This is a genomic window from Lolliginicoccus lacisalsi (assembly GCF_014841105.1).
In the GTDB taxonomy this organism is placed as follows: domain Bacteria; phylum Actinomycetota; class Actinomycetes; order Mycobacteriales; family Mycobacteriaceae; genus Lolliginicoccus; species Lolliginicoccus lacisalsi.
The window spans coordinates 134,228-158,202 of record NZ_JACYWE010000005.1 but is presented as its reverse complement, the minus strand read 5'-3'; the positions used below and the strand labels follow the sequence as shown (position 1 = coordinate 158,202).

At 70.0% G+C, this 23,975-nt stretch carries 26 protein-coding genes; 9 read left to right on the top strand and 17 right to left on the bottom strand.

Annotated elements, in window-relative coordinates; genetic code table 11:
- Nucleotides 1–10: 10 nt before the first annotated feature.
- Complete coding sequence (locus tag HT102_RS10010) at nucleotides 11–1,258, bottom strand: amidohydrolase (RefSeq protein ID WP_333473377.1); 1,248 nt, start codon at nucleotides 1,256–1,258, stop codon at nucleotides 11–13.
- Nucleotides 1,259–1,402: 144 nt separating this feature from the next.
- Between HT102_RS10010 and HT102_RS10005 the strand changes: the two genes are divergently transcribed.
- Nucleotides 1,403–2,179 (top strand): SDR family oxidoreductase, encoded by a 777-nt coding sequence (locus HT102_RS10005; protein WP_225443480.1) that lies wholly within the window; start codon nucleotides 1,403–1,405, stop codon nucleotides 2,177–2,179.
- A gap of 14 nt (nucleotides 2,180–2,193) precedes the next feature.
- Here HT102_RS10005 and HT102_RS10000 read toward each other — a convergent pair whose 3' ends face one another.
- From HT102_RS10000 to HT102_RS09980, 5 genes are all read right to left on the bottom strand, one after another.
- A complete protein-coding gene (locus HT102_RS10000; RefSeq protein ID WP_192039278.1) occupies nucleotides 2,194–2,643 on the bottom strand; it encodes an SRPBCC family protein in 450 nt (149 codons plus the stop codon).
- 53 nt (nucleotides 2,644–2,696) lie between these two features.
- Nucleotides 2,697–4,673, bottom strand: a complete 1,977-nt coding sequence (locus HT102_RS09995; RefSeq protein WP_192039277.1) for a M48 family metallopeptidase — start codon at nucleotides 4,671–4,673, stop codon at nucleotides 2,697–2,699.
- A gap of 102 nt (nucleotides 4,674–4,775) precedes the next feature.
- Nucleotides 4,776–5,375: a LemA family protein gene (locus tag HT102_RS09990; protein WP_333473376.1), complete on the bottom strand. Its 600-nt coding sequence runs from the start codon at nucleotides 5,373–5,375 to the stop codon at nucleotides 4,776–4,778.
- Nucleotides 5,376–5,417: 42 nt separating this feature from the next.
- Nucleotides 5,418–5,735, bottom strand: coding sequence for a winged helix-turn-helix domain-containing protein (locus tag HT102_RS09985; protein WP_192039275.1), 318 nt, complete (start codon nucleotides 5,733–5,735; stop codon nucleotides 5,418–5,420).
- Nucleotides 5,728–6,183, bottom strand: a complete 456-nt coding sequence (locus tag HT102_RS09980; protein ID WP_192039274.1) for a hypothetical protein — start codon at nucleotides 6,181–6,183, stop codon at nucleotides 5,728–5,730. Before HT102_RS09980 ends, HT102_RS09985 begins: the two co-directional genes overlap by 8 nt.
- A gap of 197 nt (nucleotides 6,184–6,380) precedes the next feature.
- Here HT102_RS09980 and HT102_RS09975 point away from each other — a divergent pair, with 197 nt between their 5' ends.
- From HT102_RS09975 to thpD, 7 genes are all read left to right on the top strand, one after another.
- On the top strand, nucleotides 6,381–6,683 hold the full coding sequence (locus HT102_RS09975) for an urease subunit gamma (RefSeq protein WP_192039273.1): 303 nt from the start codon (nucleotides 6,381–6,383) through the stop codon (nucleotides 6,681–6,683).
- 10 nt (nucleotides 6,684–6,693) lie between these two features.
- Entirely contained in the window at nucleotides 6,694–7,008 is a 315-nt protein-coding gene (locus HT102_RS09970) for an urease subunit beta (protein WP_192039272.1), read from the top strand.
- Nucleotides 7,005–8,738, top strand: coding sequence for an urease subunit alpha (locus HT102_RS09965; protein ID WP_192039271.1), 1,734 nt, complete (start codon nucleotides 7,005–7,007; stop codon nucleotides 8,736–8,738). Before HT102_RS09970 ends, HT102_RS09965 begins: the two co-directional genes overlap by 4 nt.
- Before the next feature lie 9 nt (nucleotides 8,739–8,747).
- Nucleotides 8,748–9,374 carry an urease accessory protein UreF gene (locus HT102_RS09960; protein ID WP_192039270.1) on the top strand — a complete coding sequence of 209 codons (627 nt, stop codon included), beginning with the start codon at nucleotides 8,748–8,750 and terminating at the stop codon, nucleotides 9,372–9,374.
- A 37-nt stretch (nucleotides 9,375–9,411) separates the two neighbouring features.
- Nucleotides 9,412–10,104, top strand: a complete 693-nt coding sequence (ureG, locus tag HT102_RS09955; protein WP_192039269.1) for an urease accessory protein UreG — start codon at nucleotides 9,412–9,414, stop codon at nucleotides 10,102–10,104.
- Complete coding sequence (locus tag HT102_RS09950; RefSeq protein ID WP_192039268.1) at nucleotides 10,094–10,783, top strand: urease accessory protein UreD; 690 nt, start codon at nucleotides 10,094–10,096, stop codon at nucleotides 10,781–10,783. The genes ureG and HT102_RS09950 overlap by 11 nt, the downstream gene beginning before the upstream one ends.
- 221 nt (nucleotides 10,784–11,004) lie before the next feature.
- On the top strand, nucleotides 11,005–11,928 hold the full coding sequence (gene thpD / locus HT102_RS09945) for an ectoine hydroxylase (protein WP_192039267.1): 924 nt from the start codon (nucleotides 11,005–11,007) through the stop codon (nucleotides 11,926–11,928).
- 99 nt (nucleotides 11,929–12,027) lie between these two features.
- On the opposite strand, the gene HT102_RS09940 is transcribed toward thpD, so the two are convergent.
- The 5 genes from HT102_RS09940 to HT102_RS09920 all read right to left on the bottom strand — a co-directional run bounded on the left by HT102_RS09940 (nucleotide 12,028) and on the right by HT102_RS09920 (nucleotide 16,990).
- Nucleotides 12,028–12,690, bottom strand: coding sequence for an ABC transporter permease (locus HT102_RS09940; RefSeq protein WP_192039266.1), 663 nt, complete (start codon nucleotides 12,688–12,690; stop codon nucleotides 12,028–12,030).
- Nucleotides 12,687–13,397 (bottom strand): ABC transporter permease, encoded by a 711-nt coding sequence (locus HT102_RS09935; protein ID WP_192039265.1) that lies wholly within the window; start codon nucleotides 13,395–13,397, stop codon nucleotides 12,687–12,689. Before HT102_RS09935 ends, HT102_RS09940 begins: the two co-directional genes overlap by 4 nt.
- Complete coding sequence (locus HT102_RS09930) at nucleotides 13,394–14,464, bottom strand: ABC transporter ATP-binding protein (protein WP_192039264.1); 1,071 nt, start codon at nucleotides 14,462–14,464, stop codon at nucleotides 13,394–13,396. The genes HT102_RS09935 and HT102_RS09930 overlap by 4 nt, the downstream gene beginning before the upstream one ends.
- Nucleotides 14,461–15,381: an ABC transporter substrate-binding protein gene (locus tag HT102_RS09925; protein ID WP_333473374.1), complete on the bottom strand. Its 921-nt coding sequence runs from the start codon at nucleotides 15,379–15,381 to the stop codon at nucleotides 14,461–14,463. Before HT102_RS09925 ends, HT102_RS09930 begins: the two co-directional genes overlap by 4 nt.
- A gap of 397 nt (nucleotides 15,382–15,778) precedes the next feature.
- Complete coding sequence (locus tag HT102_RS09920) at nucleotides 15,779–16,990, bottom strand: alpha/beta fold hydrolase (RefSeq protein WP_192039262.1); 1,212 nt, start codon at nucleotides 16,988–16,990, stop codon at nucleotides 15,779–15,781.
- Between the two features lie 245 nt (nucleotides 16,991–17,235).
- Here HT102_RS09920 and HT102_RS09915 point away from each other — a divergent pair, with 245 nt between their 5' ends.
- On the top strand, nucleotides 17,236–17,847 hold the full coding sequence (locus HT102_RS09915; RefSeq protein ID WP_192039261.1) for a hypothetical protein: 612 nt from the start codon (nucleotides 17,236–17,238) through the stop codon (nucleotides 17,845–17,847).
- A gap of 239 nt (nucleotides 17,848–18,086) precedes the next feature.
- Here the strand turns inward: HT102_RS09915 and HT102_RS09910 are convergent, their stop codons facing one another.
- From HT102_RS09910 to HT102_RS09885, 6 genes are all read right to left on the bottom strand, one after another.
- Nucleotides 18,087–19,076: an alpha/beta hydrolase gene (locus tag HT102_RS09910; protein WP_192039260.1), complete on the bottom strand. Its 990-nt coding sequence runs from the start codon at nucleotides 19,074–19,076 to the stop codon at nucleotides 18,087–18,089.
- 112 nt (nucleotides 19,077–19,188) lie between these two features.
- A complete protein-coding gene (gene ehuA, locus HT102_RS09905; RefSeq protein WP_192039394.1) occupies nucleotides 19,189–19,950 on the bottom strand; it encodes an ectoine/hydroxyectoine ABC transporter ATP-binding protein EhuA in 762 nt (253 codons plus the stop codon).
- A 46-nt stretch (nucleotides 19,951–19,996) separates the two neighbouring features.
- A complete protein-coding gene (ehuD, locus tag HT102_RS09900) occupies nucleotides 19,997–20,644 on the bottom strand; it encodes an ectoine/hydroxyectoine ABC transporter permease subunit EhuD (protein WP_192039259.1) in 648 nt (215 codons plus the stop codon).
- A gap of 9 nt (nucleotides 20,645–20,653) precedes the next feature.
- Nucleotides 20,654–21,376, bottom strand: coding sequence for an ectoine/hydroxyectoine ABC transporter permease subunit EhuC (gene ehuC, locus HT102_RS09895; RefSeq protein WP_192039258.1), 723 nt, complete (start codon nucleotides 21,374–21,376; stop codon nucleotides 20,654–20,656).
- Between the two features lie 6 nt (nucleotides 21,377–21,382).
- A complete protein-coding gene (gene ehuB / locus HT102_RS09890) occupies nucleotides 21,383–22,225 on the bottom strand; it encodes an ectoine/hydroxyectoine ABC transporter substrate-binding protein EhuB (protein ID WP_192039393.1) in 843 nt (280 codons plus the stop codon).
- Nucleotides 22,226–22,496: 271 nt separating this feature from the next.
- Nucleotides 22,497–23,936, bottom strand: coding sequence for a DHA2 family efflux MFS transporter permease subunit (locus HT102_RS09885; RefSeq protein ID WP_192039257.1), 1,440 nt, complete (start codon nucleotides 23,934–23,936; stop codon nucleotides 22,497–22,499).
- Nucleotides 23,937–23,975 lie beyond the last annotated feature (39 nt).

The following is a 23,975-nucleotide window of genomic DNA, read 5'->3' as shown; positions in this document are numbered from 1 at the left end:
CGCGGCAGGGCTAGCCCCGGCACAGCCTGCGGTCCCGCACCACGATCTCGCCATCGACGAGCACATCGCGCACATCACTAGGCCGCGCCGAGTAGACGAGCTGCGACCACGCATCGCCCAGGCCCGCGTGGTGGGGCCCCGAGAGATCCACGACCTGCAGCGTCGCAGAATGACCGGGGGCCAGAATGCCGCCGCCCCGCAAGCCCAGTGCCTCGGCACCATGCCGGGTCGCCATGGCCAGCACGGCCCGCGCCCCGAGGCTCGCCGGGTTGCTCTCCCGGTTCTTGTGCAGTACCGCCGCGAGCCGCAACGTGCTCCACATGTCCAGGCTGTTGCTGCTCACCGCGCCATCGGTGCCCAGCGCCACGCGCACCCCGGCATCGAGGAGCGCGCGCACCGGCGCTACCCCGGAGGCCAGCTTCAGGTTCGACCACGGGCAATGCGCCACCGTGGCGCCCGCTTCGGCGATCTGTGCGATATCGCGGTCTGTCAGGTGCACGGCATGGGCGATCACCGTCCGGGAGGTGAGCAGGCCCGTGCGGGCGAGCACCTCGATCGGGGTGGCGCCATGCTGCTCCCGCACGAGCTTGATCTCCCCGGCGTTCTCCGCGGCGTGGACATGGATGCGGGAACCAAGCTGCTCCGCGGTCCCCGCGATGCGCCGCAGTTGCTCGTCGTCGAGCGCGTACACGCTGTGCGGCATCAGCCAGGGCACGCGCTCCCCGGACGCGGTGAGCGCGTCGAGCTTCTCCTCCACCGAGCGCCGCTCGGGGGTGGGAAAGCCCGCGAACGCCTCGCCGGTATGCACGCGCATTCCCAGGTCGATGCCCGCTTTCACGGCGCTGTCGGGGAACCAGTACATGTCGAGCGCGTCGGTGGTCCCGGCGAGCAAGGACTCGCGGCACGCATCGAGCACGCCGTGATGGACGCGGTCGGGGGTGAGCGTGGAGGATTCCTCGCCCACGACGCGCTCGAGGAACGATTGCAGGTCCACATCGTCGGCGAGGCCACGGAACAGCGTCATCGCCAGGTGCGTGTGGGCATTGGCGAACCCGGGCAGGATCACGCAGCCCGAGGCATCGATCACCGTATCGCCCGCCCCGGGAGGGTCGCCGCGGTCGCTGCCGATCGAGGCGATGCGGCCATCGCGCACCAGGATCGAGGAATCCTCGATGACCGTGGCATCGTCATCCATCGTGAGGATCGTGCCGCCACGGACCTCGATGCTGGCATGGGTCAGGTTGTCGCCGGGGCTCACGGGAGCCAGTCTGCCAGCCGCCGCATCGTCCGGTGCCAACTTGGCGCGGCCCGATCAGCCCGGCCCCCGCATCCGCGCCCGCTGATGCACAATGATCGGGAAGAACCGGAACGCAGCAGCAGCTGGTCACCAGGGAGAGCCACAATGATCCTTGTCACGGGCGGTACCAGGACCCTAGGGGCGCACGTCGTCGATCAGCTCGTGGCGCGCGGGCACGCGGTGCGCGCCCTCAGCCGCAAGGCCCGGCCCGAGCGCGCAGGTGGCGCGGAATGGGCGCTGGGTGATCTCGTGACGGGAGTGGGCATCGACGCCGCTGTCGCCGGGGTCGGCACGATCATCCACTGCGCCTCCGCCACGGCAAAGCAGGGCACCACCGACGCCAAGCAGGCCACCTGCCTCATCGAGGCGGCGCGGAAATCGGGCACGCCGCGGCTGATCTACATCTCCATCGTCGGGATCGACGACGTGCCGATGCCCTACTACAAGCGCAAGGTGCTCGTCGAGCGGCTCATCGCGGGATCGCGGCTGCCGCACACCATCCTGCGAGCTACCCAGTTCCATGATCTGCCGACCATGCTGTTCCGGTCGCAGAAGCGCCTTCCGGCAATGATGGTCCCGCGCGCGCGGATCCAGCCGATCGAGGTGCGCGAGGTCGCTGCCAGGCTCGTCGAGCTCGCCGAGAACCCGGTGGATGGCAGGGCCGAGGATATCGGCGGCCCCGAGGAGACCACGATCGAGCGCCTCGCCGAGCAGTACCTCGCGGCCCGGGCAAGTGCCTCGGGAACGGGCCGGGCGCGCCGCAAGAAGATCATCGTGGTGCCCGTCCCTGGCAGGGTCGGCGCCGCGATCGATGAGGGCAAGCTCCTGTGCCCGGCCAATGCGACAGGGAAGGGAACCTACGCGGACTACCTCGCCCGGTAAGTCGGCCCGGTCGGCTACCCGGAGACCGCTTCGGCCAACCGCTCCAGGGTTCGCGTGATGTTCGCCTCGGTGACGCCGGGGATCGAGCTGCGCTTGAGCAGGAAGCGCTGCTTGTCCTCGGAGATATCCCACGTCTCGCGCACCAGCGTGCCCCCGTCGACGGGCTCGAGCTCGTAGCGCCAGATGCGCCCACCGATGAGGCCGCCGAACCCGGTGGTCTGCCAGGCGATGCGCTGCTGCGGCGAGAGCTCGATGACCGTGTTGACCGTCGAGTAGGCGACTCCCCACTTCATCGACATCCCGAATTTCGACCCGAGCTCGAGCGGCGTGGTGCTGCCGCGCGTGCCCCTCACGGTGCCGGAGCCATCAAAGACCGAATGCTGCGACGCGTCAGCGAGCAACGCGAAGATCCGTGCTGGCTCAGCGTCGATGACACGCTCGACGGAGATCGTGTTGCCGTTCATGGGGTCCTTCCGACAGGGTTCGGGGGGGCGTGCGGACTCCACGCTACCTGCGCTCAGGACATCGCGCCGAGCGGCGGGACGGGGCAATGCAGCACCGCGCACACCGCGCGCACGAGCTCGCCTTCCTCGACGGTGAGCTGCTCGTCATGCAGCACCACGGTCACGAGAGCCTCCACGAGCCGGGCCTTGTCCTCGCCCCGCAGGCCATCGAGCACTGGCCAGGCCTGCTCGAGCGCGATCACGCCCTCGGGAGGCAGCGCGAACGCGATGGCCGAGCCTGGAAGGATCGTCGCCATCCCCGATGCATACGCGGCCTCGGCCTTGCCCGGGTCCGGGTTGCCCACCCGCGCGAGGACGGCGAGCAGCATCGCGATGGCCGAAGCGGCGGAGCGCAGGTCCTGCCGCTTGCCGCTCCAGGAGGGCTTGTGGTGCATCGATTCGTGCAAGCCCGTGAACACCAGCGTGCCGAGGCTGTACTCGAACACGCTGACCTTCCCATCGGCGCCGATGAGCTCGCTGAGCACCGCCATGAGGCGCTCGAGCTCGTCGGGGGAGCGGCGGCGCAGGGCAGGGAAGGCGATCTCGACGAGCGGCAGGCGCAGGCGCGGATCGAGGCCGGCGGTGGCCGCGCCACTGTGCCAGGCGGCGTCGGCAGGTCCGGGGCCGAGCCGCTGCGCGAGGATCTGGTGCTGGGCGGCGCGCACGCGCTGGTCGGCGGAGAGCAGCAGCCCGCATACCAGGGCGATCACCTCGACGGGGTCGTGGGCCTGCTCGACGAGCGGCTCGGGAAGCGCTCGGCGCAGCGCCTGGCCCTGGTCGTAGGAGGAAGCAGTGGGATCGCCGACGCGCTCGACGAGTTGCCGGGCATCGACGCGCACGTGTTGCGGCGGCACCGGGGCCGCGGTGCCCGTGGCCTGCCGGGGCTGCTGCGCGGGGGACCGGCGCGGCTGGGCTTGTGCCGGGTTGCCGTCCTGCGGGGCGGCGAGCCCGAGGCGCTGGTCCTCCTCGAGCCCGTTGGGCGGGGCCGAGCGCCACTGGCTGCGCAGCGAGTCGAGCTTCTTCTCGTCGAACCCGGGCTCGAGCAGCTTGATGCGCTCGACGAGCGGCGGGTGGGTGGCGAACATCGACGAGAAGCTGAGCCCCTCGCCGAACAGCATGTGGCTGACGTCCTCGGCCTTGGCGGAGCGCAGCCGCGAGCCCTCATCGAGGCCGCCGATCTTCTTCAGCGCCCCCGCGAGCCCCTCGGTCTGCCGGGTGAACTGCACCGCGGAGGCGTCGGCGAGGTGCTCGCGCTGCCGTGAGACCGCCGCCTTGATGAGCCGCCCGAAGAACACCCCGATATAGCCCGCCGCCATGACTACTAGGCCGACGAGAACGATGGGGACGGCGTTGTTGTTCTTGCTCGAGCGGCCCGAGCCGCCCGCGTAGAAGGCGAGCCGACCGATGATGGCGAGCGCGGTGATGCCGAACAGCACGCCGATGAGCCGGATGTTCAGCCGCATATCGCCATTGACGACGTGCGCGAACTCATGGGCGATGACGCCTTGCAGCTCATCGCGGTTGAGGCGCTCGAGAGCGCCAGCCGTCACAGCGATGGCGGCATCGTTGGGGCTGTAGCCGGCGGCGAACGCGTTGATGCCGCGCTCGTTGGGCATGATGAACAGCTCCGGCACGGGGGTCGAGGAGGCGATCGCGATCTCCTCGACGACATTGCGGTACCGGCGCAGGCGCGGATCCGTGGTGTTCTCCGGCACCGGGACCGCACCGACGCTGCGGGCCACCGCCGGGCCGCCCCCGTTGCGCAGCATGAGCGTGCGCACGAGCGAGACGCCACCGATGATCCCTGCCGTGCCGATCGAGACCACCACGGCCAGCGATGCCACTTCGGCGGGCGTTGCCCCGTTGGCGATCGACATGCCTCCGATCACGAGGTTGATCACCACGATGATCGAGATCACGGCGAGGACGAACAGCACGACGAGGCGGCGCGAGGACTTGCGGACCTCGATCTGGCGTTCGAAGAAGTTCATGGTGGACCCTCATCTGCGCGGGGTGGCGGGGCGGAACGTCCTGCCGGGGCGGACGCGGTGCGCCGCGCTGCCGGGCACAGCGCGGCGCGGGCGAGCGGCGGCCTAGAAGGAGATCTTCGGGACCTCGCGGGTCTCCGGGCCCTCGGCCTCGAGCAGCGCGGCGGGCTGGAAGTTGAACATCCCGGCGATGATGCTGCCCGGGAAGACCTCGCGCTTGATGTTGTAGGCGGTGACGGCATCGTTGAACGCCTGGCGGGCGAACGCGACCCGGTTCTCGGTGGAGGTGAGCTCCTCGGAGAGCTGCATCATGTTCTGGTTGGCCTTGAGGTCCGGGTAGGCCTCGGAGAGGGCGAACATGCGCCCGAGCGACTGCGTCAGCTGGTTCTCCGCGCCGGAGAGATCGCCCATCGCCTGCGGGTCGCCCGGCGCCTTGCGCGCGGAGTTCTGCGCGGTCACGGCGCTGTTGCGGGCCTGGATGACACCCTCGAGGGTCTCGCGCTCATGCTTGATGTAGCCCTTGGCGGTCTCGACGAGGTTCGGGATGAGATCGTGGCGGCGCGTGAGCTGCACGTCGATCTGGGCGAACGCGTTCTGGTAGCCATTGCGCCGGGTGACGAGCCCGTTGTAGATGCCCATGACCCAGAAGGCCAGGACGGCGATGACAATGACGACCAGCACGATGACTGCGATCAGGATTCCCACGGCAATCCCCTTCATGTACGGATTGGGTTCGGACCAATCGTCTCACGGCGCGCGTCCTTCGGCGATGTCTTGCAATGCCTGCAGGTGCTGGCGCCATTTGCCGTGCCCCTCGGGCGTCAGCGAGAGCCATGTGCGCGGCCGCTTTCCGACGTGGCCCTTCTTGATCCGCACCAACCCTGCCGCCTCGAGCTGCGATGCCTGCTTGCTCAGCACGGAGTCGGAGACCTGCAGGAGGTCCCGGGCCTCGCGGAACTCCATCGAGTCGGCGTGCGCGAGCGCTGCGGCCAGCGAGAACCGGACAGGATGGTGGAGCGGATCGACGAGCCGGGCGCGCGGGTGCGGCGCCTGAGCGTCATCCACGGCGCGACTCCAGCACGGCGCCGACGATGCAGGCCACTCCGACGGCGGTGGCGGCGATCGTCCAGTACGCCAGGTTGCCGGCGAACCAGATGCTGCCGATGAGCAGGCCGATGATGTAGGTGGCGGCCCAGGCGGTGATGTAGAGGATCCAGCGACGCCCGAACCCGCGCCTTGCCCCGCGCGCCCGACCGATGGCGAAGGCCATCAGCGCGCCGACCCAGGCGAGCATGCCGAGCACCACTGCGGTGTTTCCTGCCGTGGGCGCATCGGGGCGAGTGGTCGTGCCGAAGGCGAGGAACGCCATGGAGGTCGTGGCACCGAGCCCGAGCAGGAAGGCGATCCAGGGCCAAGCAGCGTCGTGGCTCGAGCGGGCGAGGCGGCGGGCCTCTCCGAGCAGCCGGTCGGCCTCGGTCGCGGAAGGGGGAGCAGTGCCGTCCATGTTGTTCATGAAGCGATTTTGGCAAGTACTTTCCACAAAGGCAAGTCGAGTTGCAGGGCCCACCGCCCGTCCCGCTGTAAACCTTGCGTAAAACCCTCCATCGCCACCCCCTCGCGCGCCCGGCTCGTCGCCTTCCAGCGGCCGGGAGGCTGCTAACGTCGTTGCCATCGCCCAGCCCGGCCCCAGCCCGGCATCGAGGAGGATCCATGCGCCTGACGCCGCACGAGCAGGAACGCCTGATGATCAGCTACGCCGCTGAGGTCGCGCGCCGCCGCCAGCAACGCGGCCTCTCGCTCAACTACCCCGAGGCGATCGCGATCATCACTGACCACGTGCTCGAGGGCGCCCGCGACGGCCGCACCGTCGCCGAACTGATGACGTCCGGCCGAGAGGTCCTCGGTCGCGACGAGGTGATGGAGGGCGTGCCCGAGATGATCCACGACGTTCAGGTCGAGGCGACCTTCCCTGATGGCACCAAGCTCGTCACCGTCCACCGCCCCATCTCGTAAGGAGCCTCCCATGATTCCCGGAGAGATCCGCACCGCGCCCGGCGAGATCGAGCTCAGCCCCGGCGCGGCCCGCACCGTCCTCGAGGTGATCAACGACGGCGACCGCCCCATCCAGGTCGGCAGCCACTTCCACTTCGCCCAGGCCAACGAGTCCCTGCGCTTCGATCGCGCCGCCGCCCACGGCTACCGCCTCGACATCCCCGCTGGCACGGCAGTGCGCTTCGAGCCCGGCCTCGCCCACGCCGTGTCGCTGGTTGCCATCGGAGGGGCCCGCGAGGTGCACGGGCTCAGCCTCACCCCACCCGGAAAGCTGGACCGCTCATGACGTCGATCAGCCGCGCCCGCTACGCCGAGCTCTTCGGCCCCACCACCGGCGACCAGGTCCGCCTCGCCGATACCAGCCTGTTCATCGAGATCACCGAGGACCGCAGTGGCGGGCCCGAGCGGGCAGGCGACGAGGCAGTCTTTGGCGGTGGCAAGGTCATCCGTGAATCCATGGGCCAGGGCCGCGTCACCCGCGTGGACGGCGCGCCGGACACCGTCATCACCGGCGCGATCATCATCGACCACTGGGGCATCATCAAGGCCGACGTCGGCATCCGCGATGGTCGCCTCAGCGGCATCGGCAAGGCCGGCAACCCCGACACCATGGACGGGGTGACCCCCTCGCTCGTGATCGGCCCCTCCACGGAGATCATCGCCGGCAACGGCAAGATCCTCACCGCCGGTGGCATCGACTGCCACGTCCACTTCGTGTGCCCCCAGCTGATGGAAGAAGGCATCGGCTCCGGGATTACCACGATGATCGGTGGCGGCACCGGCCCCGCGGAGGGCTCCAAGGCCACCACCGTCACCCCCGGCGGCTGGCACCTCGCCCGCATGCTCGAAGCCCTCGACGCCTGGCCCATGAACATCGCCCTGCTCGGCCGCGGCAACACGGTCAGCGAGGACGCGATGTGGGAGCAAGTGCGCGCGGGCGCCTCCGGGCTCAAGCTCCACGAGGACTGGGGCTCCACCCCCGCCGCGATCGACGCCTGCCTGCGCGTGGCCGACGGCTCGGGCGTGCAAGTGGCCCTGCACTCCGACACGCTCAACGAGGCCGGATACGTCGAGTCCACCCTCCGCGCCATCAAGGGCCGCAGCATCCACGCCTACCACACCGAGGGAGCGGGCGGCGGCCACGCGCCGGACATCATCACCGTCGCCGCGCACCCCAACGTGCTCCCGAGCTCCACCAACCCCACGCGGCCCTTCACCCGCAACACCGTCGACGAGCACCTCGACATGCTCATGGTGTGCCACCACCTCAGCCCGTCGATCCCCGAGGACCTCGCCTTCGCCGAATCCCGCATCAGGCCGTCCACGATCGCCGCGGAGGACCTCCTCCACGACATCGGCGCCATCTCGATGATCGGCAGCGACTCGCAGGCGATGGGCCGCGTCGGCGAGGTCATCTCCCGCACCTGGCAATCCGCGCACATGATGAAGGTACGACGCGGCCCGCTGCCCGGCGACGGGGGCGGGGACAACGGCGCGGACAACAACCGGGTGCGCCGCTACATCTCCAAATACACGATCTGCCCCGCCATCGCGCACGGCCTCGACGGGGAGATCGGCTCGATCGAGCCAGGAAAGCTCGCCGACCTCGTCTTGTGGGACCCCGCGTTCTTCGGCCTCCGCCCCGACCTCGTCATCAAGGGCGGCGCCATCGCCTGGGCAGCGATGGGGGACGCGAACGCCTCCATCCCCACCCCGCAGCCCTACCTGCCCCGGCCCATGTTCGGTGCCTACCCCGAGGTCGCGGCGGGAACCTCGGTGCACTTCGTCGCGCCCGCCGCGCTCGACGCCCACTTGTCGAGCCGCATCGCCTGCGACCGCCGCCTCGTGCCCGTCAGCAGCGCCCGCCAGATCGGCAAGGAGCACATGCCGCACAACAGCGCCATGCCCCGCATCGAGGTCAACCCTGACACGTTCGAGGTGCGCATCGACGGCGAGGTGTGGGAGGCCGAGCCCGCCACAGAACTGCCCCTCGCCCAGCGCTACCACCTGTTCTAGGCCCGGCGGATGCTCACTGACCTGCTCGCGCTCGCCGACGCGCGCCTGCCCATCGGCGGCCATGTGCATTCCGGCGGCATCGAGGAAGCCATCACCAGCGGCCTCGTCCACGACCTGCCCACCGTCGAGGCGTTCCTCGTTCGCCGCATCCGCAGCACCGGACTGACCACCGCGTCGATCACCGCAGCCGTCGTCAATGGGCTGGACCCGTGCCAGGCCGATGCCGAGACCGATGCCCGCACGCCGTCCGCCGCGGCCCGCGAAGCCTCCCGGGCCCAGGGGCGCGGGTTCGCCCGGCTCGCCCGCCGCGCCTGGCCCGGCCACGACTGGAGCAGCATCGGCCGCCGCCCGCACCTGCCCGTGATCACCGGTGTTGTCGCGGGCCTGTGCCGCCTCGATGCGCAGCAGGCCGCCCTCGCGGTCATCTACACCACGATGACCAGCTCCGCTACCGCCGCGCAGCGCCTCCTTGCCCTCGACCCCGCCGACGCCGCGATCATTACCTTCGGGCTATCGCGGCTGTGCGACGAGACGGCCCGCGAGGCCACCAGCGGGCTGCACGCCCTGTCCGACCCCCTGCTCGATGTGCTCGCCGAGCGGCACATCCAGCGCGGGATGCCCCTGTTCGTCTCCTAGCACCCCAGCCCCCGCACGACCACGAAGGAGCAAGCCCATGCCCCCGCACCTGATGGGCGGAGAACCCCACAGCCACGCCCCCGAGCGCGCCCGCCGCGAGCGCGCCCCCGGCGAGCCCGTCCGCATCGGCATCGGCGGGCCCGTCGGCTCCGGAAAGACCGCGCTCGTCGCGGCGCTGTGCCGCGAGCTGCGCGACGAGCTGTCGCTCGCCGTGCTCACCAACGACATCTACACCACCGAGGACGCGGACTTCCTGCGCCGCAACGCCGTGCTTCCCGAAGAGCGCATCACCGCGGTCAAGACCGGAGGCTGCCAGCACACCGCGATCCGCGACGACATCACCGCCAACCTCGACGCCATCGATGACCTCATCGACGCGAACCCACCGCTCGACCTGATCCTCGTCGAGTCCGGCGGCGACAACCTGACCGCCACCTTCTCCATGGGCCTGATCGATGTCCAGATCTTCGTCGTCGACGTCGCTGGAGGGGACAAGGTGCCCCGCAAGGGCGGGCCAGGCGTCACCTACTCGGACCTGCTCGTGATCAACAAGACCGATCTCGCCCCCATGGTCGGAGCCGACCTCGGGGTCATGGACCGCGACGCCAGCAAGGTACGCGAGGGCAGGCCCACCGCGTTCACGTCCCTCACCGAGGATCCCGCGGCCACGCCGGTCCTGGAATGGGTGCGCGCGCAGATCAGCAGGCTCACCGAGGTCCATGCGCACTGAGCTGATCATCGAGGCCAGCGCGGGCCGGGGCCCCCGGGTGCACGCCACCGGGGGCCTCGCCGCGCGGCAGACCAGGCCCGGCACCGTTCACCTCATCGGCACCGCCATCACACCGCTCGGTGGCGACCACATCGACATCACCCTCCGGCTCGGCCCAGGAGCGCGCCTTGCCGTCCGCACCGTCGCCGCCACCGTGGCCCTGCCCGGCCGGGCGACGAGCCGGTCCACCTCGCGCTGGACCATCGACCTGCGCGAGGGCGCGCATCTCGATCTCGTCCCCGAGCCCACCATCGTGGCTGGCACCGCCGAGCACGAGGCCCTCACCACCATCACGAGCGCACCGGGCGCCACCGCCCGCATCAGCGAGCGGGTCCAGATCGGCCGCACCGGCGAGGACGGGCAAGGCTCGTGGCGGGGCACCACCACCGCCCACCTCGACGACGGCACACCGCTGCTCGCCCACGCCCTGCTGCTCGGAGCCCGCGACACGCTCGGGCCCGCCACCGCGCTCGATTCCGTGCTCGAGCTCGGCCGCCGCGCGCCCGAGCAGGGCGAGGACAACTCCGCGAGCAGCGTCCTCGATGGCGACCCGCGCGCGGCCCGCGCGGAGCTGATCCTCCCCCGCGGCGGAGTGCTCACCACCTGGGTCGGCGAGCGGCTGCCCGCGCTCCGGAGCTGATCGACCGGCCCGCCATCCCCGCAGCGCAAGGGTGGTCGTCCTGCCCCGGCGCCAGCCAAGTTGTGTCGATCATGTTTAAACGCGCCCTCCCCTGGAAATGCCTTATGTATCCAGGCAGCTCTTTGGCAGGAGGCAATCAATGCGCTACCGTGTTTCTTGTCAGGCTAGCCTTATCGGCCGAAATACCTCTCGGCCTACCATTCATTGGAAGGAGTTGACGCATGACAACAGCGCAGAATGCAGTGCAGGATTACTATCCCTCGCGACTCGCCGCACCCTCGGGTCCGGTGGATCGGCCGCACCCCACCGTGTGGGGCGCCCGGACGTCCGGACCCTTCGATGAGGCTGCCCTCTCGAGCTACGAGGACAAGGGATTCCACATCGAAGAGGGTCTGATCACCCCAGCGCACGTGCAGAACTGCTGGTCCGAGGTCGAACGCCTCGCGGCAGACCCGGAGCTGGCGAAGAGCGAGCTGATCGTGCGGGAACGCGGTTCCGACCGTGTGCGGTCGATCTTCTCGGTCCACGAGGTCAGCCCGCTGATCGACAAGCTCATCCGCACGCCGCGCATCCTCAACCGCGCCCGACAGATCCTTGGCTCCGAAGTATATGTCCACCAGAGCCGCATCAATTGCATGCCCGGATTCGCCGGAACGGGATTCTATTGGCATTCTGATTTCGAGACCTGGCACGCCGAGGACGGAATGCCATTTCCGCGCGCGGTGAGCATGTCTATTGCGCTGACCGACAATTATCCATTCAACGGCGGCCTCATGCTGATGCCCGGCGCGCACCGCACCTACGTGCCGTGCGTGGGGGAGACCCCGGAGGACAACTACAAGTCGTCCCTGCAGGCGCAGCGCATCGGCGTGCCGAGCGAGGACGCGGTCACCCAGCTCGCCTACGAGTTCGGCATCGAGCAATTCACCGGGCCCGCGGGCAGCGCCTTGTTCTTCGACTCGAACTCGATCCACGGATCGGCCAACAACATCACGCCGTACCCGCGCGCGAACATCTTTGTCGTGTTCAACAGCGTCGAGAACACCCTTGCCGAGCCATACGCGGGAACACGCCCGCGCCCCAACCACCTCGGCAACCGGGACTTCACCCCGCTCACGCCGCAGACAGGGACTCCCTTCGAGTAGGCGGATCGCGCGAGAGCAAGGGGCCGGGGACCATGAGCGTCCCTGGCCCCTGCGCGTCGGTGATCATGCGCGTGGGCGACCGTATCAGCGCAGGCCGGCTCAGCGCAGGCCTGGGGAGACCAGCACGCGCCGCGCCACCGCGAAGAGGACAAGGACCAGGATCGACGCCGCCATCGCCAGAACGGCCCCGCCCACCACCAGGGTGTAGTCACGGCGCGCGAGCCCATCGATGATGTACCGACCGATACCGCCGAAGCTGACCGCGGCGGCGATCGTCGCGGTCGCCACCACCTGCACGGCGGCGGTGCGCAGCCCCACGAGCATCAGCGGCAGCGCTATCGGCAGCTCGACCTGCCGCAGCACCTCGCGGCCCGTCATGCCCATCCCGCGCGCGGCATCGGTGATCGCCGGAGGCGCCGCGCGCACGCCCTCGTAGGTATTGAGCAGAATGGGTGGTATCGCCAGCGCCACCAGCGGGATAAGGACCGGTCCGAGCCCGATCCCCAGGAGCACGACGAGCAGCACCAGCACGCCATAGGTGGGCAGTGCCCGCGCGGCGTTCGCCGAGGCACCCACGAGCAGCCCGCCCCGTCCACTGTGGCCCGTCCACAGTCCGATCGGCACCGCAATGCCCGCGGCCAGCAACCACGCGAGAATGGTGTACACCGCATGCTCGCCCACTCGCGCGGGGATCCCGGACGGGCCAGACCAGTTGCTGCTCGTCGAGAAGAACTCCTGCAGGGAGAACCACAAGGAAGTCACGCGCCCGCCCCCTTCGCCGCCGCGCCCTGCCTGATCGTCGCTAGCGCCCGCCTCGGCCCCCAACGCCTCGTCGCGCCCGCTCCGGCTCGCGTCCACGGGGTAAGCACGCGCTGCGCCACCACCAGGACCACATCGATCACCAGCGCCATGGCGATCGTGACGACGATCCCGATGATCGCGAGCTCCACCCGATCGAGCTGGGCCGCAGCCGTGAACAAGGATCCGAACGCGCCCATCCCGATAAGCGCGCCCACGCTGACCATGCTGATATTGGCCACCGTCGCCACGCGCAGGCCCGCCATCACCGCCGGCAGCGCGATCGGAAGGTCCACCGCGAGAAGCCGCCGCCCCGGACCCATGCCCATCGCCGTGGCGGATTGCCGCACCACCTCCGGCACCGATCGCAGCCCATCGACCACATTGGGCACCAGTCCGGAGAGCGTATAGAGGCCAAGCGGAATGATCACCGTCAGCGGGGCGATGCCAGTGAACGCGATGAGCAGCACGAAGAACGCCAGCGAGGGCACCGCGTACAGCGCGCTCGCCACCGCGAGCACCGGCCCGTACAGCACGGGCCAGCGGATGCACGCCAGGCCCAGCGGTAGCGAGAGAACCAGCCCGAGCAACGATGCCGACAATGCCATGAGCAAGTGCTCGCCCAGCAGCCCCGTGAAGGTTCCGAGGTAGGAGGGGATCTGCCAGGTCACGGCGCCGCCACCTGCCGAGCGGCATGCACCGCGCGCACATGCTCGGCGATCGACTCCGCGCTCGCGGTACCCAGCACACGGCCACTGCCGTCCACACCGACAGCGTGCCCTGCGGGCGAGAGCATCGCCGCGTCCAGGGCAGCCCGCAGCGTATCGGTGGCGGGATCGAAGCCATGCCCGATCGGCAGCAGCGACGCCTCGCCACCGCGGCGCCAGCCCAGCGGGCGCTCATCCGCATCCACGACCAGGCACCACGCTTCTACCGGGGTATCCGCCTCCCCGATCACGTTGTCGCGACGTAGCGGCAGGTCCCCGCCCGGGTGGAACGACAACAGCCGCACACCGCGATCAACACCGAGGAATTGCTCGACGAACCCATCGGCCGGGCGGGCGAGCAGCTCGGCGGGCGGGGCGTACTGCGCCAGCACACCACCAGGACGCAGCACCGCCACCTTGTCCCCGAGCGTGATGGCCTCCTCGATATCGTGGGTTACCAGCACGATGGTCTTGCGCAGCTCGCCCTGCAGGCGCAGCAGCTCCCGCTGCAGATCGGCGCGCACTACCGGATCCACCGCCGAGAACGGCTCGTCCATCAGCAGGATCGGCGGATCGGCGGCGAGCGCGCGCGCCACCCCCACGCGTTGCTGCTGCCCGCCGGAGAGCTGGGCCGGGTAGCGATCGCCCTGGCCAGCCGTCAGCCCGACGAGCTCGAGCAGCTCCCCAGCGCGCTTGCGCGCCACCGAGCGCCGGGCCCCGAGCAGGCGCGGGACCGTCGCGACATTGTCAAGCACCGTGCGGTGCGGGAACAGCCCGGCGTTCTGGATCACGTAGCCGATGCCGCGGCGCAGGTCATGCGCCCGCCTCGTGGCGACATCCACCCCGTCGACGAGCACCCGGCCCTCCGTCGGATCGACCATGCGGTTGATCATGCGCAGCGACGTCGTCTTGCCGCAGCCCGAGGGCCCCACCAGCACCGTCAACGTGCCCGCGGGCACGTCCAGATCGAGGTGATCCACCGCGGTGGTGCCGTCGGGGTAGCGCTTGCCGACCGCCTCGAAGCGGATCACGCGAGCCCTTGCTCAGCGAGCCACTCGGCAGCCACTTCGTTGACATCGCGCCGATCGGCGATGACCGATGCCAGCAGCCCGGCCAGGATGTCCGTGGTCAACCGGGACGACACCTCGTTCGCCCGGGATACCGCGTCGTCGCTGAGCGTGCCGCTCGCCACCAGCGGCGTGATGTTCTGCGCGCCGAACACCGAGTCGGTGTCCTCGCGCACCACGAACGGACGGGACGACAGCGCCGGATCGGTCGAGTAGATGTTGGCGACATCGATGTCCCCGCGAGCGAGGGAGGTGATCGTGATCGGGCCGGAGTTGTCGGTCGCGACGAACTCCTCGAATACCACTCCGTAGGTCTCCTCGATCCCGACCAGCCCCTGCTCGCGGGTGGCGAACTCGGGCGCGGCGCCGACCCGCATGGCACCGGCAACCGGCGCGAGGTCAGCGATGGTGGCCAGATCGAACCGGTCCGCGGTGTCCTCGGTGACCACCAGGGCATCGGTGTTCTGAGCGGGAGCGGACTCGAGCACCTCGAGCCCCTCCGGGAGCGCCTCGGCGAGCGCGGCGTTGACGTCCTCGGTGGTCCGCGCCGAGGAGTCCGTCCCGAGGTAGGCGAGCAGCGCGCCGTTGTACTCGGGCATGAGGCTGATCGCGCCACGCTCGACCTGCCCGTAGTAGATCTCGCGGCTGCCGATGTTATAGGTGCGCTCCACCTCGGCCCCCGTCGCCTCGAGCGCCTGCGCGTAGATCTCAGCGAGCAGGACGCTCTCCGGGAAGTTCGCCGAGCCCACGACGATCCCGCCGCTGCCCTCGCCCTCGGTCAACGGATTCCCACCGTCCCCGCCGCACGCGCCCAGGGTGGCACTGATCGCGAGCACCGCCGCGCCCGCGAGCGATCGGGTGAGCAAACTGCGTCGGGCCACGAACATGGGCTTGCCTCCTAGCCTGTGCGCGAGCCGGATGCCCGCTACCCTCAACCGTTACCGACCGCGCCGCGCCGGGTTGCCGCATTCGCCGAAATCGTTACCGTCCGGAAGCGCGAGCGCTGGCCCGGTCGTGGTGCCCCGGTCGTGGTGCCCCGGTTGTGGTGCCGCGGTTGTGGTGCCGCGGGCGTGGTGCCGCGGTCGTGGTGCCGCGGTCGTGGTGCCGCGGTCGTGATGGAAACTTTTCCCGCCCCATGCGGGAAAAGTTTCCACCACGACCGCGGGGGGAAGGCCGAGCCGCACCGATACCGAGCCTCCCATCCCCGCTAGCCGCCGAGCCCGCTGCCCGGCCTCGCTAGCCGCCGAGCCCGCCTCCCATACGCGCTGCCCGGCCTCGCTAGCCGCCCAGCCCGCTGCCGCGCAGGGCCTGCTCCGGCGCGGGGCCGAGGACGGCTTCGACGAATGAACGGGCATCCCGCGACGAAGCGTCGAGCACCCCGCCATGGTCCACGCCCGGATAGGTGCGCAGCGTGATGGGACCGCCGCTGGCATGGATCCGGTCCGCGAGGCCGATCGGGCCGCTCGGAGGTATCGAGTCATCGAGCCCCTGCGCCACGAGGATCCGGGTCTGATGCCCCGTGCTTGGCATCCCGAGGTACGCCGTCGCGGCGTCGACGAGGCCTGGCACCTCGCGCAGGGGACGGGCAAGGATCTCATCGAGCGCCACGCCCTCGGCCCTCTCGGCGAGGTCACCGCTGCACAGGGTCCGGGCGCTCGCGAGCAATTCCCGACCGGTGGCCGTCAGCGCGTCCGAAACCGGTATCTGAGGGTAGGCATCGGCGAGCCCCGCGAGGGTGAACAGCAGGTAGGCGGTCTCATGCCCGGGCAGCGAGCGCGGCTCCGGCGTGCCCGTGCCGAGCAGCAAGGGCAGGGGGGCGGCCGGGGCGAGCGCCACCACGCCGCGCAGCCCTTCGCCGCTCGCGCCCGGCCGCCGGGCAAGCTCGATCACCGCCTGGCCACCCTGGGAATGCCCGATCGCCACCCAATCGCGGGAGAGCCGCAGATTCAGGTCGCGGGCGGCGCGCACGGAGTCCGCCACGCTGCTCGCCGCCGAGCCCGCATGAAGATAGGGATGGGGCCCGGGAGTGCCGAGCCCGGCGTAGTCGGTGGCCACGATCGCGAATCCCTGCCGCAGCCAGTACGCCGGGTAGTCGCGGTCCGCGGCCGGATCGGTGGACGGGGCGCAGGCGTCGCCAATCCCGGTCGTACCATGCGCCCACGCGATGACCGGCCAGCCGCCCGGAGGTGGCGTGCCCTCGGGCACCTGAACGGTCGCCGCCGACAGCACAGCCTCCCCGCGCGCGCCCGTCGTGGCGTAGGTCATGCGGTACGCGTGGCCCGCGCCGGGCAGCCGGATCGCCGGATCGAGGGAGGAGGATTCCACGATGCCACCCGCAGCGGGCATTGCCTCTGCTGGCTCGCGCGCATCGATGCCCGGTAGGGGAGCGGCGACCGCAGCGGGCGCGGCTGTCAGCACGACGGGCGCGCAGGCCGCGAGAACGGCGACCAGGGCGACGCCCGGCAGGCGGGCACGGAGACTCATGAGCATGGCGTCCACGCTAGGCCAGGATGGCAGAGCCACCCACCGCCACGGCGAGGGGTGACCGACCTGTTGCACGAAAGATGAACGGGTGCAAGCATTTTCACCGTGAGCGTGTGGGCGCCATCACAGCGAGCCGTGCCCATCCGGGAAACCGTCGCGCCGGGGCGGTCGTGTCACCCCGAGCCGCTACGATCACCGCGACACCACACGCTCGGACGCGCGAGCAGCCGCCAGATGCAAGGAGCAGCACCATGACCGGTACCATCGTCGCCCACGACACCGTCCGCGCACGCTATGTCCTCGGCAGCATCGTTGTCGCGATCCTGCTGGTCATCGCGGGGCTGGTGCTCAATTGGCTCATCGCGCCCGACGAGGACTTCGTGTTCGTCGAGGGAGTGTCCGCGCTCGCCGTGCTCTACGTGATCGCCCAGGGCGTCGAGCGGATCAACGAGATGCTGGTCTCGGTCCTCGACTTCGTGTTCGGACGGCTCGGCGCGACGTTCCCCGAATCCCGCAAGATCGCGGCGGAGCGCGTCCTGCGGGAGCAACGCGCGGCCGCACGGGCGGGCAGCGCTGGCGGGGGAGTCGACGCCGGGGCAGTCATGGCCGCGGAATCAGCCGTGCGGGCGGCGCGCCGGGAGCTGCGCATCCTCACCGCGGTGGTGGGCTTCGGCCTCAGCTTCCTCTTCCTCGCCGCGCTCGATACCGGACTGTTCGAGGTCACCATCCGCTCGCCGCATGTCCCCATCGGCATCGACTGGGTGCTCTCCGCCGCGGTGCTCGTCGGTGGCGCCACGGCCCTGCACGATTTCATCAGCACCCTGCGTGGCTCCAAGGAGCGCGCCGAGACGCTCGCGTCGTAGTCACGGGCCGCGGCACGCCAGTGCAGGCCCTCGCACTCGCTGGGCCCTCGCGCACGCAGAAGCACCGGAAACCACGCCAGATCCGAGATAACTTCTATCGCGTTTGGCAGTTTCCGGTGCTTCTGCAGCCGAGCGGGTGCCACCTCCGCGGCCCCGCCGTGCAGCCGAGCGGCTACCGCCGCCGCGGCCCCGCCGTGCAGCCGCGCGGCTACCGCCGCCGCGGCACAGCCGAGCCCGTCCTACGCGCCGATCGCGGGGCCGAGCACGCGCCAGGAGTCGCGCATCTGGTGCTCGAACAGCCCCCAGGTGTGCGCGCCGGTGTCCTGGCGGGTGTAGGTGTGGGGGATCCCCATCTGGCCGAGCTGGTTGGCGAACGCCGCGGTGCACGCCCCGGTCGCGCCCTCGATGACGCCCGCGCCGAGTGCCTGCAGGCCGGGGTTGAGGCCGGTGGAGAAGTCGCGATCACCGGGGATGCCGGAGGCCGCGGCGAGGTAGATCGCCTTGCCCCGCAGGCGTTCGGCGTTAAGCGAGGGGTCATGCTCGTACCAGCCGGGAGCGGTGGGCGGGCCGAAAGCGTTGAACACGTTGCCTCCGCCGAACGCGACGACCGCGGCATAGGTAGCGACGGATTCCGGGGAGCTCACGCGCGGGCAGCCGCTGTAGGAGGCGACGGCCTGGAAGCGGCCGGGAGCCTGGATCCCGAGGTCGAGAGCGGCGGCGCCGCTGAGCGAGAGCCCGCCGACGGCGTTGCGGCCAGTGGAGGGGAAGGTCGCGTCGATCACCGCGGGAAGCTCGTGGCTGAGGTAGGTGATCCACTTGTTGCGGCCGAGGATGGGGTCATCGGTCTGCCAGTCGGTGTAGAGGCTGTACCGGCCACCGATGGGGCTGACTACCTTGACGTGCTTGTTGGCGAAGAAGTTCTCGAGGTTGGTGGAGCGGAACCAGCTGTTGGCCTCCTGGCCGCCGTCGACGCCGGGCAGCAGGTACACCGAGGGGCTCGCGGCGCCGCGGTTGGCGGGCAGGAACACCTCGTTGGCGATCACCGTGTTCATCGAGGGTGAGTAGACGTGCACGATCGCGAACCGGTCTGTGACCCAGTCGATGCGGTCGAGGCGGGGCGCGGCGGAGGCCGGGGCCGCCCCGAGCAGCGGCACGATCAGCGCGAGCAGCGCGATGACGATCCCGCTGATGGTCCGTCGTGATCGTCGTTGATGTGTTGCTACCCGCATCCTTGACCTCCAGAAGTGATCCATGCCGCAGTTACCGCAGTGGTATGGCGTGCATCAACTATAGAGGCAGGGCGCAGTTGTGGTGCGCGGCTACGGAAATCCGCTCCGGGACCTAGTGGCTGACGACAGCCTTGAGGAAGGAGCGGGTGCGCTCGTGGGCGGGATCGGTGAAGATCTGCTCGGGCGGCCCGTCCTCGAGAACGCGGCCCTTGTCGAACATCATCACGCGGTCGGAGACATCGCGGGCGAACTGCATCTCGTGGGTGACGATCAGCATGGTGATGTCGGTGTTGCTGGCGATGTCGCGCAGCACGTTGAGCACGCCCACCACGAGCTCGGGGTCGAGCGCGGAGGTCACCTCGTCGAGCAGCAGGATCTCGGGGTCCATGGCGAGCGCGCGGGCGATGGCGACGCGCTGCTGCTGGCCGCCGGAGAGCTGGGTGGGGTGCGCGTTCTCCTTGTCGGCGAGCCCGACGAGATCGAGGAGCTCGCGCGCGCGGTCGCGAGCGGTGGCCTTGTCGCGGCCGAGCACGTGCACCGGCGCCTCGGTGAGGTTCTCCATCACGGTCATGTTGGGGAAGAGATTGAAGTGCTGGAAGACCATGCCGATGCGGCGACGGGCGACGCGCAAGTACTTCTCGCTGGCGGGCACGAGCTTGCCGCGGCGCTGCTCGTGGGAGAACGGCTGGCCGCCGACCCAGATCACGCCGTCGTTGAGGGTCTCGAGCGTCATCAGCAGCCGCAGGATGGTGGTCTTGCCGGAACCGGACGGGCCGATCAGGGTGACGCGCTCGCCGCGGTCGATAGCGAAATCAAGGTGGTCGAGCACGACGTTGTCGCCGAAGCGCTTGAGGACGTTATCGAACCGGATCATGGGTTCATCCCCGGTTCCGCGTGATCCGGGGTCGCTCGCGGCGGGGTCAGGCTGGCTGCTGGGCATAGCGATCCTCCAGTTTGCGGATGAAGTAAGCGGTGACGAGGCTCGCGACGAGGAAGATCACCCCGGCCAGCGTGATGGCCTCGACGTAGCGGAACGTCTGCGCCCCGTACTGCTGCGCGCGGGTGACCATCTCGGCGACGAAGATGACGAACAGGAACGGGGTGTCCTTGAACATCGACACCGCGTAGTTGCCCAGCGACGGGATGATCCGGCGGATCGCCTGCGGCAGGATCACCGCCCGCCAGGTTCGCACCGGGGGCAGCGAGAGCGCGCGGGCCGCTTCCCACTGGCCCTTGGGCACATCCTCGATGCCCGCGCGGTACACCTCCGCCATATAGGCCGAGTAATGCACCCCGAGCACGATGATGCCGATCTGCAGGCCCGAGACGCTCGCGGGCGCCGCGTAGAAGACGAACAGCAGTTGCACCACCAGCGGGGTCAGGCGGATGAACTGCATGATCGCGGCGAGCGGGAAGCCCAACCAGCGAGGCAGGCCGATCCGCAGCACCGCCACCACCAGGCCCAGCGCCGCGGCGATGCCGAAGCCGAGCACGGTGGCGAGCAAGGTGATGCGGAAGCCCTCGAGCAGCACGGGCAGCGCGTCCCAGGCGGTGTTCCAGTTCCACATGGCTCCTCCTCACCGTGCCTTCGCGGGGGTGACGGTATCGGGGTCGAGCCGGAAGATCTCGCGCATCGAGGGGCCACGACCGAGCTTGTGCTTGGCGCGCGCCTCGACGAGATGCACACCGAAGGTGAGCAGCAGCGCGATGATGAAGTACACGATCAGGGCGAACCCGAACGCGAAGAACGTATCGCCGGTGGTCTCGCGCAGCCGGTCCACCTGGAACGTCAGGTCCTGCAACGTGATGGTGGTGACCACGGCCGTGCCCTTGAGCAGGTGGATGAGCAGGTTGCCGAGCGCGGGGATCATCAGCACCCACGCCTGGGGGAAGATGACGCGGCGCATGCGCTGCACGGGGCTGAAGCCCATCGCGACGCAGGCCTCCCATTGCACGCGCGGCACCGCGTTGATCGAGCCGCGCACCACCTCGGCGCCGTACGCGCCGTAGTTGAGGCCGAGCGCGAGGATGCCCACGACGATCGGCTCGAGGCGCACCCCGAAGGCAGGCAGGACGAAGAACAGCCAGAAGAGCTGCACGAGCAGCGAGGTGCCACGGAACACCTCGATGATGGACCGGGCCGACCACCGCACGGGCCACTGGCGGGCCCGCGCGGAGAGGCCGAGCACGATCGCCACGAGCAGCGCGAGCGCCGCCCCGCCGAGCGTCAATTGCACCGTGATCACGATGCCGTCGAGGATGCGGGGGAAGGCGTCGCGCAGCGCGTCGAAGTTGCTCATCGAGTGCTACTCGTCGGTGACCGGAACGCCCTCGCACAGGGCCTCGGTGGTCAGGTCCGGCGGCGGCAGCTCGTTGATGCTGACCCCGAACGGCTCCATCAGCTCGAGCCAGCGCTGCTCGTCGGCCTTGATCTCGGCGAGCTTCTCGTTGTAGGCGTCGCGCAGCTCCTCGTCGTCGAGGCGGAACACGGTGCCGCCCGCGCCGATCTGGGGAACATCGTCGATGACCGCGACGAACGATTCGGTGACCTCGACCGGGGCGTCAGGGCGGCCGTTGGCCATGTGGTTCAGCGATACGCCGGTGAGCGCGAACGCGTCGACACGTCCGTTGATCACCGCGTCCATGCCATCGATGGGATCGCCCACCGGGGTGACGTCGATCCCGAGAGAGTTGGAGTAGTCGACCTCGATCGCACCGGTCAGCGCGGCGATGCGGGCCCCGGAGTCGGCGAGGGACTGCATGTCCGACAGGTTCATCGGGTTGCCCTCGGGAACCATCAGGGCGGTGGTGTACATGATCTCGGGCTCGCTGAACAGGGCTTGCTCGCAGCGGTCGGGCAGGATCGACATGCCCGCGCTCACCGCGTCGAACCGTCCGGCGTTGAGCCCCGGGATGAGGGACCCGAACTCGGTCTGCACGCCCTCGACGTCGTCGATGCCGAGCTCGCCGAAGATCTCCCGGTGCAGGGCGACGGTGCCACCGGTGAGCTCGCCGTTGTCCTCGTAGCTATAAGGGGCCTCCCCGGCGAAGCCGACGGTGATGGAGCCCTGCTCGCGCAGGTCGTCGACGCTCAACGAGTCACTGGAGCATCCGGCGACGAGCAGGGCGAGGGCGGCGGGGACCGCGATGGCCGCGGCGCGGCGCGCGCGAGCGGGGCGGGGGAATCGGACAGGGCTCGGGGTCGGATGTGCGGCCACGGTGTGGGCTCCTTTAGCTGGTTCGGTTGCTGGCACGAGTGCCGGTCTCTCCAGGAGCTCGCGGCAGCCTGCTGGCTGGCGCGCCGAGGAGGTTCCTCGGGCCGACCCTGCCACGGCGGGGGGATCGCTGCAGGCCCCTGCGCGATGCCCCCGCCAAGCGTGACTGTTTTGTAACACCGTCGTGGAACGCGGTAACCGGGGGTTACTGTCCCGCCACCCGATCGTGACCGGGCCTCAGGAACATCGCAGCGACCGCGCCGCCGGCGACCGCGAGCGCGGGCAGCAGCAACGATTGCCCCATCGCCATGCTGAACGCGGCCGGGTCCCCGGCAGTGGCGAGGGAGCTCAGCCGGGCCTCCATGAGCGCGGCGATGCCCGCCGAACCGAGGACCGCGCCGGTCTGCCGGGTGGTGTTGTAGACCCCGGCGCCAGCCCCGGCCACCTCGGGCGCGAGGCCGCGCGTCGCGGTCGTCGAGAGCGGCGACCAGATCCCGGCGTTGGCCAGCCCGATCAGGGCGAGCGGCACAAGCATCTGGCCGAGCGTGGCATCGATAGCCATGAGCCATCCCAGCGCGGCGGTGGCCGCGGCGAGCAGCAGCAGGCTCGGCACGGCCACCAGCCGGGCATCGATGCGATCGATGACGCGCCCCACAACGGGGGCAAGCACCCCCGACAGCACCGCCACCGGCACGATGAGCAGCGACGCGCGCATCGCATCAAGGCCGCGGCCGTCCTGCAGGTACACCATCAGCGGCAGGAACATGCTGGTCATGGCCAGGCCCATCGTGGAGATCGCGATCGCGGCCAGGGTGAAGTTGCGCTGGGCGAACAACGACAGCGGCATCAGCGCACCGCGGCCGCCGAGCCGGTGCTGGCGGAGCACGAACACCACGAGCAGCGCCAAGCCGACCGTGAGCATCCCCGGAATGGTGACCAGGCCGAGGATCCGCCCCCAGTCGTAGCGCTGCCCCTCCTGGATCGCGAACACCACCAGGAACATCGCCGTGGCCGAGAGCAGCACGCTCCGCACATCGAGCGGGCGGGCGGTGCGCGGCAGGTCCGGCACCAGCCGCCAGGCCAGGACCAGCGCCAGCATGCCCAGCGGCACGTTGACGAAGAAGATCCACTCCCAGCCGAGCGTTCCGACGAGCAATCCGCCGAGCAGCGGCCCGGCGAGGGTCGCCGCGCCCGCGACAGCACCCCACATCCCGAGCGCCGCGCCGCGCCGCTGCGCGGGGAACAGGCGTGTGATGATCGCCATCGTCTGAGGATTCATCAGCGATGCGCCGAGTCCCTGCACGACGCGCGCGGCGATCAGCATGCCGATGGTGCCGGCGAGCCCGCACGCCAGCGAGGACAGCGTGAACACCACGAGCCCGGCTATGTAGACCCGCTTCGGGCCAAGGCTGTCGCCGAGGCGGCCGGTGATGAGCAGCGGGACAGCGAACGCGAGGAGGTAGGCGCTCGAGGCCCACACGGTGGCGGCGATGTCGGTGCCCAGGCCCGCCATGATCGACGGCACCGCCACCGCGACGATCGTGGAGTCCACCAGGATCATGAAGAAGCCCAGGCACAGGGCCCACAGCGCGGCCCAGGACCCCGGCGGGGGAGTTCCCGGCCTGCTAGGCGCTGTTGCGTGCATGGCTCCATGGTGCCGGTGCGCGGCGCGGCTCGCGCGCGG

Excerpts from the sequence above, each read along its gene's own strand:
- HT102_RS09975 (WP_192039273.1), top strand. The coding sequence starts at position 6,381 with ATGCGCCTGACGCCGCACGAGCAGGAACGCCTGATGATCAGCTACGCC.
- ehuA (WP_192039394.1), bottom strand. The coding sequence starts at position 19,950 with ATGATCCGGTTCGATAACGTCCTCAAGCGCTTCGGCGACAACGTCGTG.
- HT102_RS09910 (WP_192039260.1), bottom strand. The coding sequence starts at position 19,076 with ATGCGGGTAGCAACACATCAACGACGATCACGACGGACCATCAGCGGG.
- ehuD (WP_192039259.1), bottom strand. The coding sequence starts at position 20,644 with ATGTGGAACTGGAACACCGCCTGGGACGCGCTGCCCGTGCTGCTCGAG.
- HT102_RS09950 (WP_192039268.1), top strand. The coding sequence starts at position 10,094 with ATGCGCACTGAGCTGATCATCGAGGCCAGCGCGGGCCGGGGCCCCCGG.
- HT102_RS10005 (WP_225443480.1), top strand. The coding sequence starts at position 1,403 with ATGATCCTTGTCACGGGCGGTACCAGGACCCTAGGGGCGCACGTCGTC.
- thpD (WP_192039267.1), top strand. The coding sequence starts at position 11,005 with ATGACAACAGCGCAGAATGCAGTGCAGGATTACTATCCCTCGCGACTC.
- ehuC (WP_192039258.1), bottom strand. The coding sequence starts at position 21,376 with ATGAGCAACTTCGACGCGCTGCGCGACGCCTTCCCCCGCATCCTCGAC.
- HT102_RS09970 (WP_192039272.1), top strand. The coding sequence starts at position 6,694 with ATGATTCCCGGAGAGATCCGCACCGCGCCCGGCGAGATCGAGCTCAGC.
- HT102_RS09885 (WP_192039257.1), bottom strand. The coding sequence starts at position 23,936 with ATGCACGCAACAGCGCCTAGCAGGCCGGGAACTCCCCCGCCGGGGTCC.
- HT102_RS09980 (WP_192039274.1), bottom strand. The coding sequence starts at position 6,183 with ATGAACAACATGGACGGCACTGCTCCCCCTTCCGCGACCGAGGCCGAC.
- HT102_RS09995 (WP_192039277.1), bottom strand. The coding sequence starts at position 4,673 with ATGAACTTCTTCGAACGCCAGATCGAGGTCCGCAAGTCCTCGCGCCGC.
- HT102_RS09915 (WP_192039261.1), top strand. The coding sequence starts at position 17,236 with ATGACCGGTACCATCGTCGCCCACGACACCGTCCGCGCACGCTATGTC.
- HT102_RS09960 (WP_192039270.1), top strand. The coding sequence starts at position 8,748 with ATGCTCACTGACCTGCTCGCGCTCGCCGACGCGCGCCTGCCCATCGGC.
- ureG (WP_192039269.1), top strand. The coding sequence starts at position 9,412 with ATGCCCCCGCACCTGATGGGCGGAGAACCCCACAGCCACGCCCCCGAG.
- HT102_RS09965 (WP_192039271.1), top strand. The coding sequence starts at position 7,005 with ATGACGTCGATCAGCCGCGCCCGCTACGCCGAGCTCTTCGGCCCCACC.
- HT102_RS09920 (WP_192039262.1), bottom strand. The coding sequence starts at position 16,990 with ATGCTCATGAGTCTCCGTGCCCGCCTGCCGGGCGTCGCCCTGGTCGCC.
- HT102_RS10000 (WP_192039278.1), bottom strand. The coding sequence starts at position 2,643 with ATGAACGGCAACACGATCTCCGTCGAGCGTGTCATCGACGCTGAGCCA.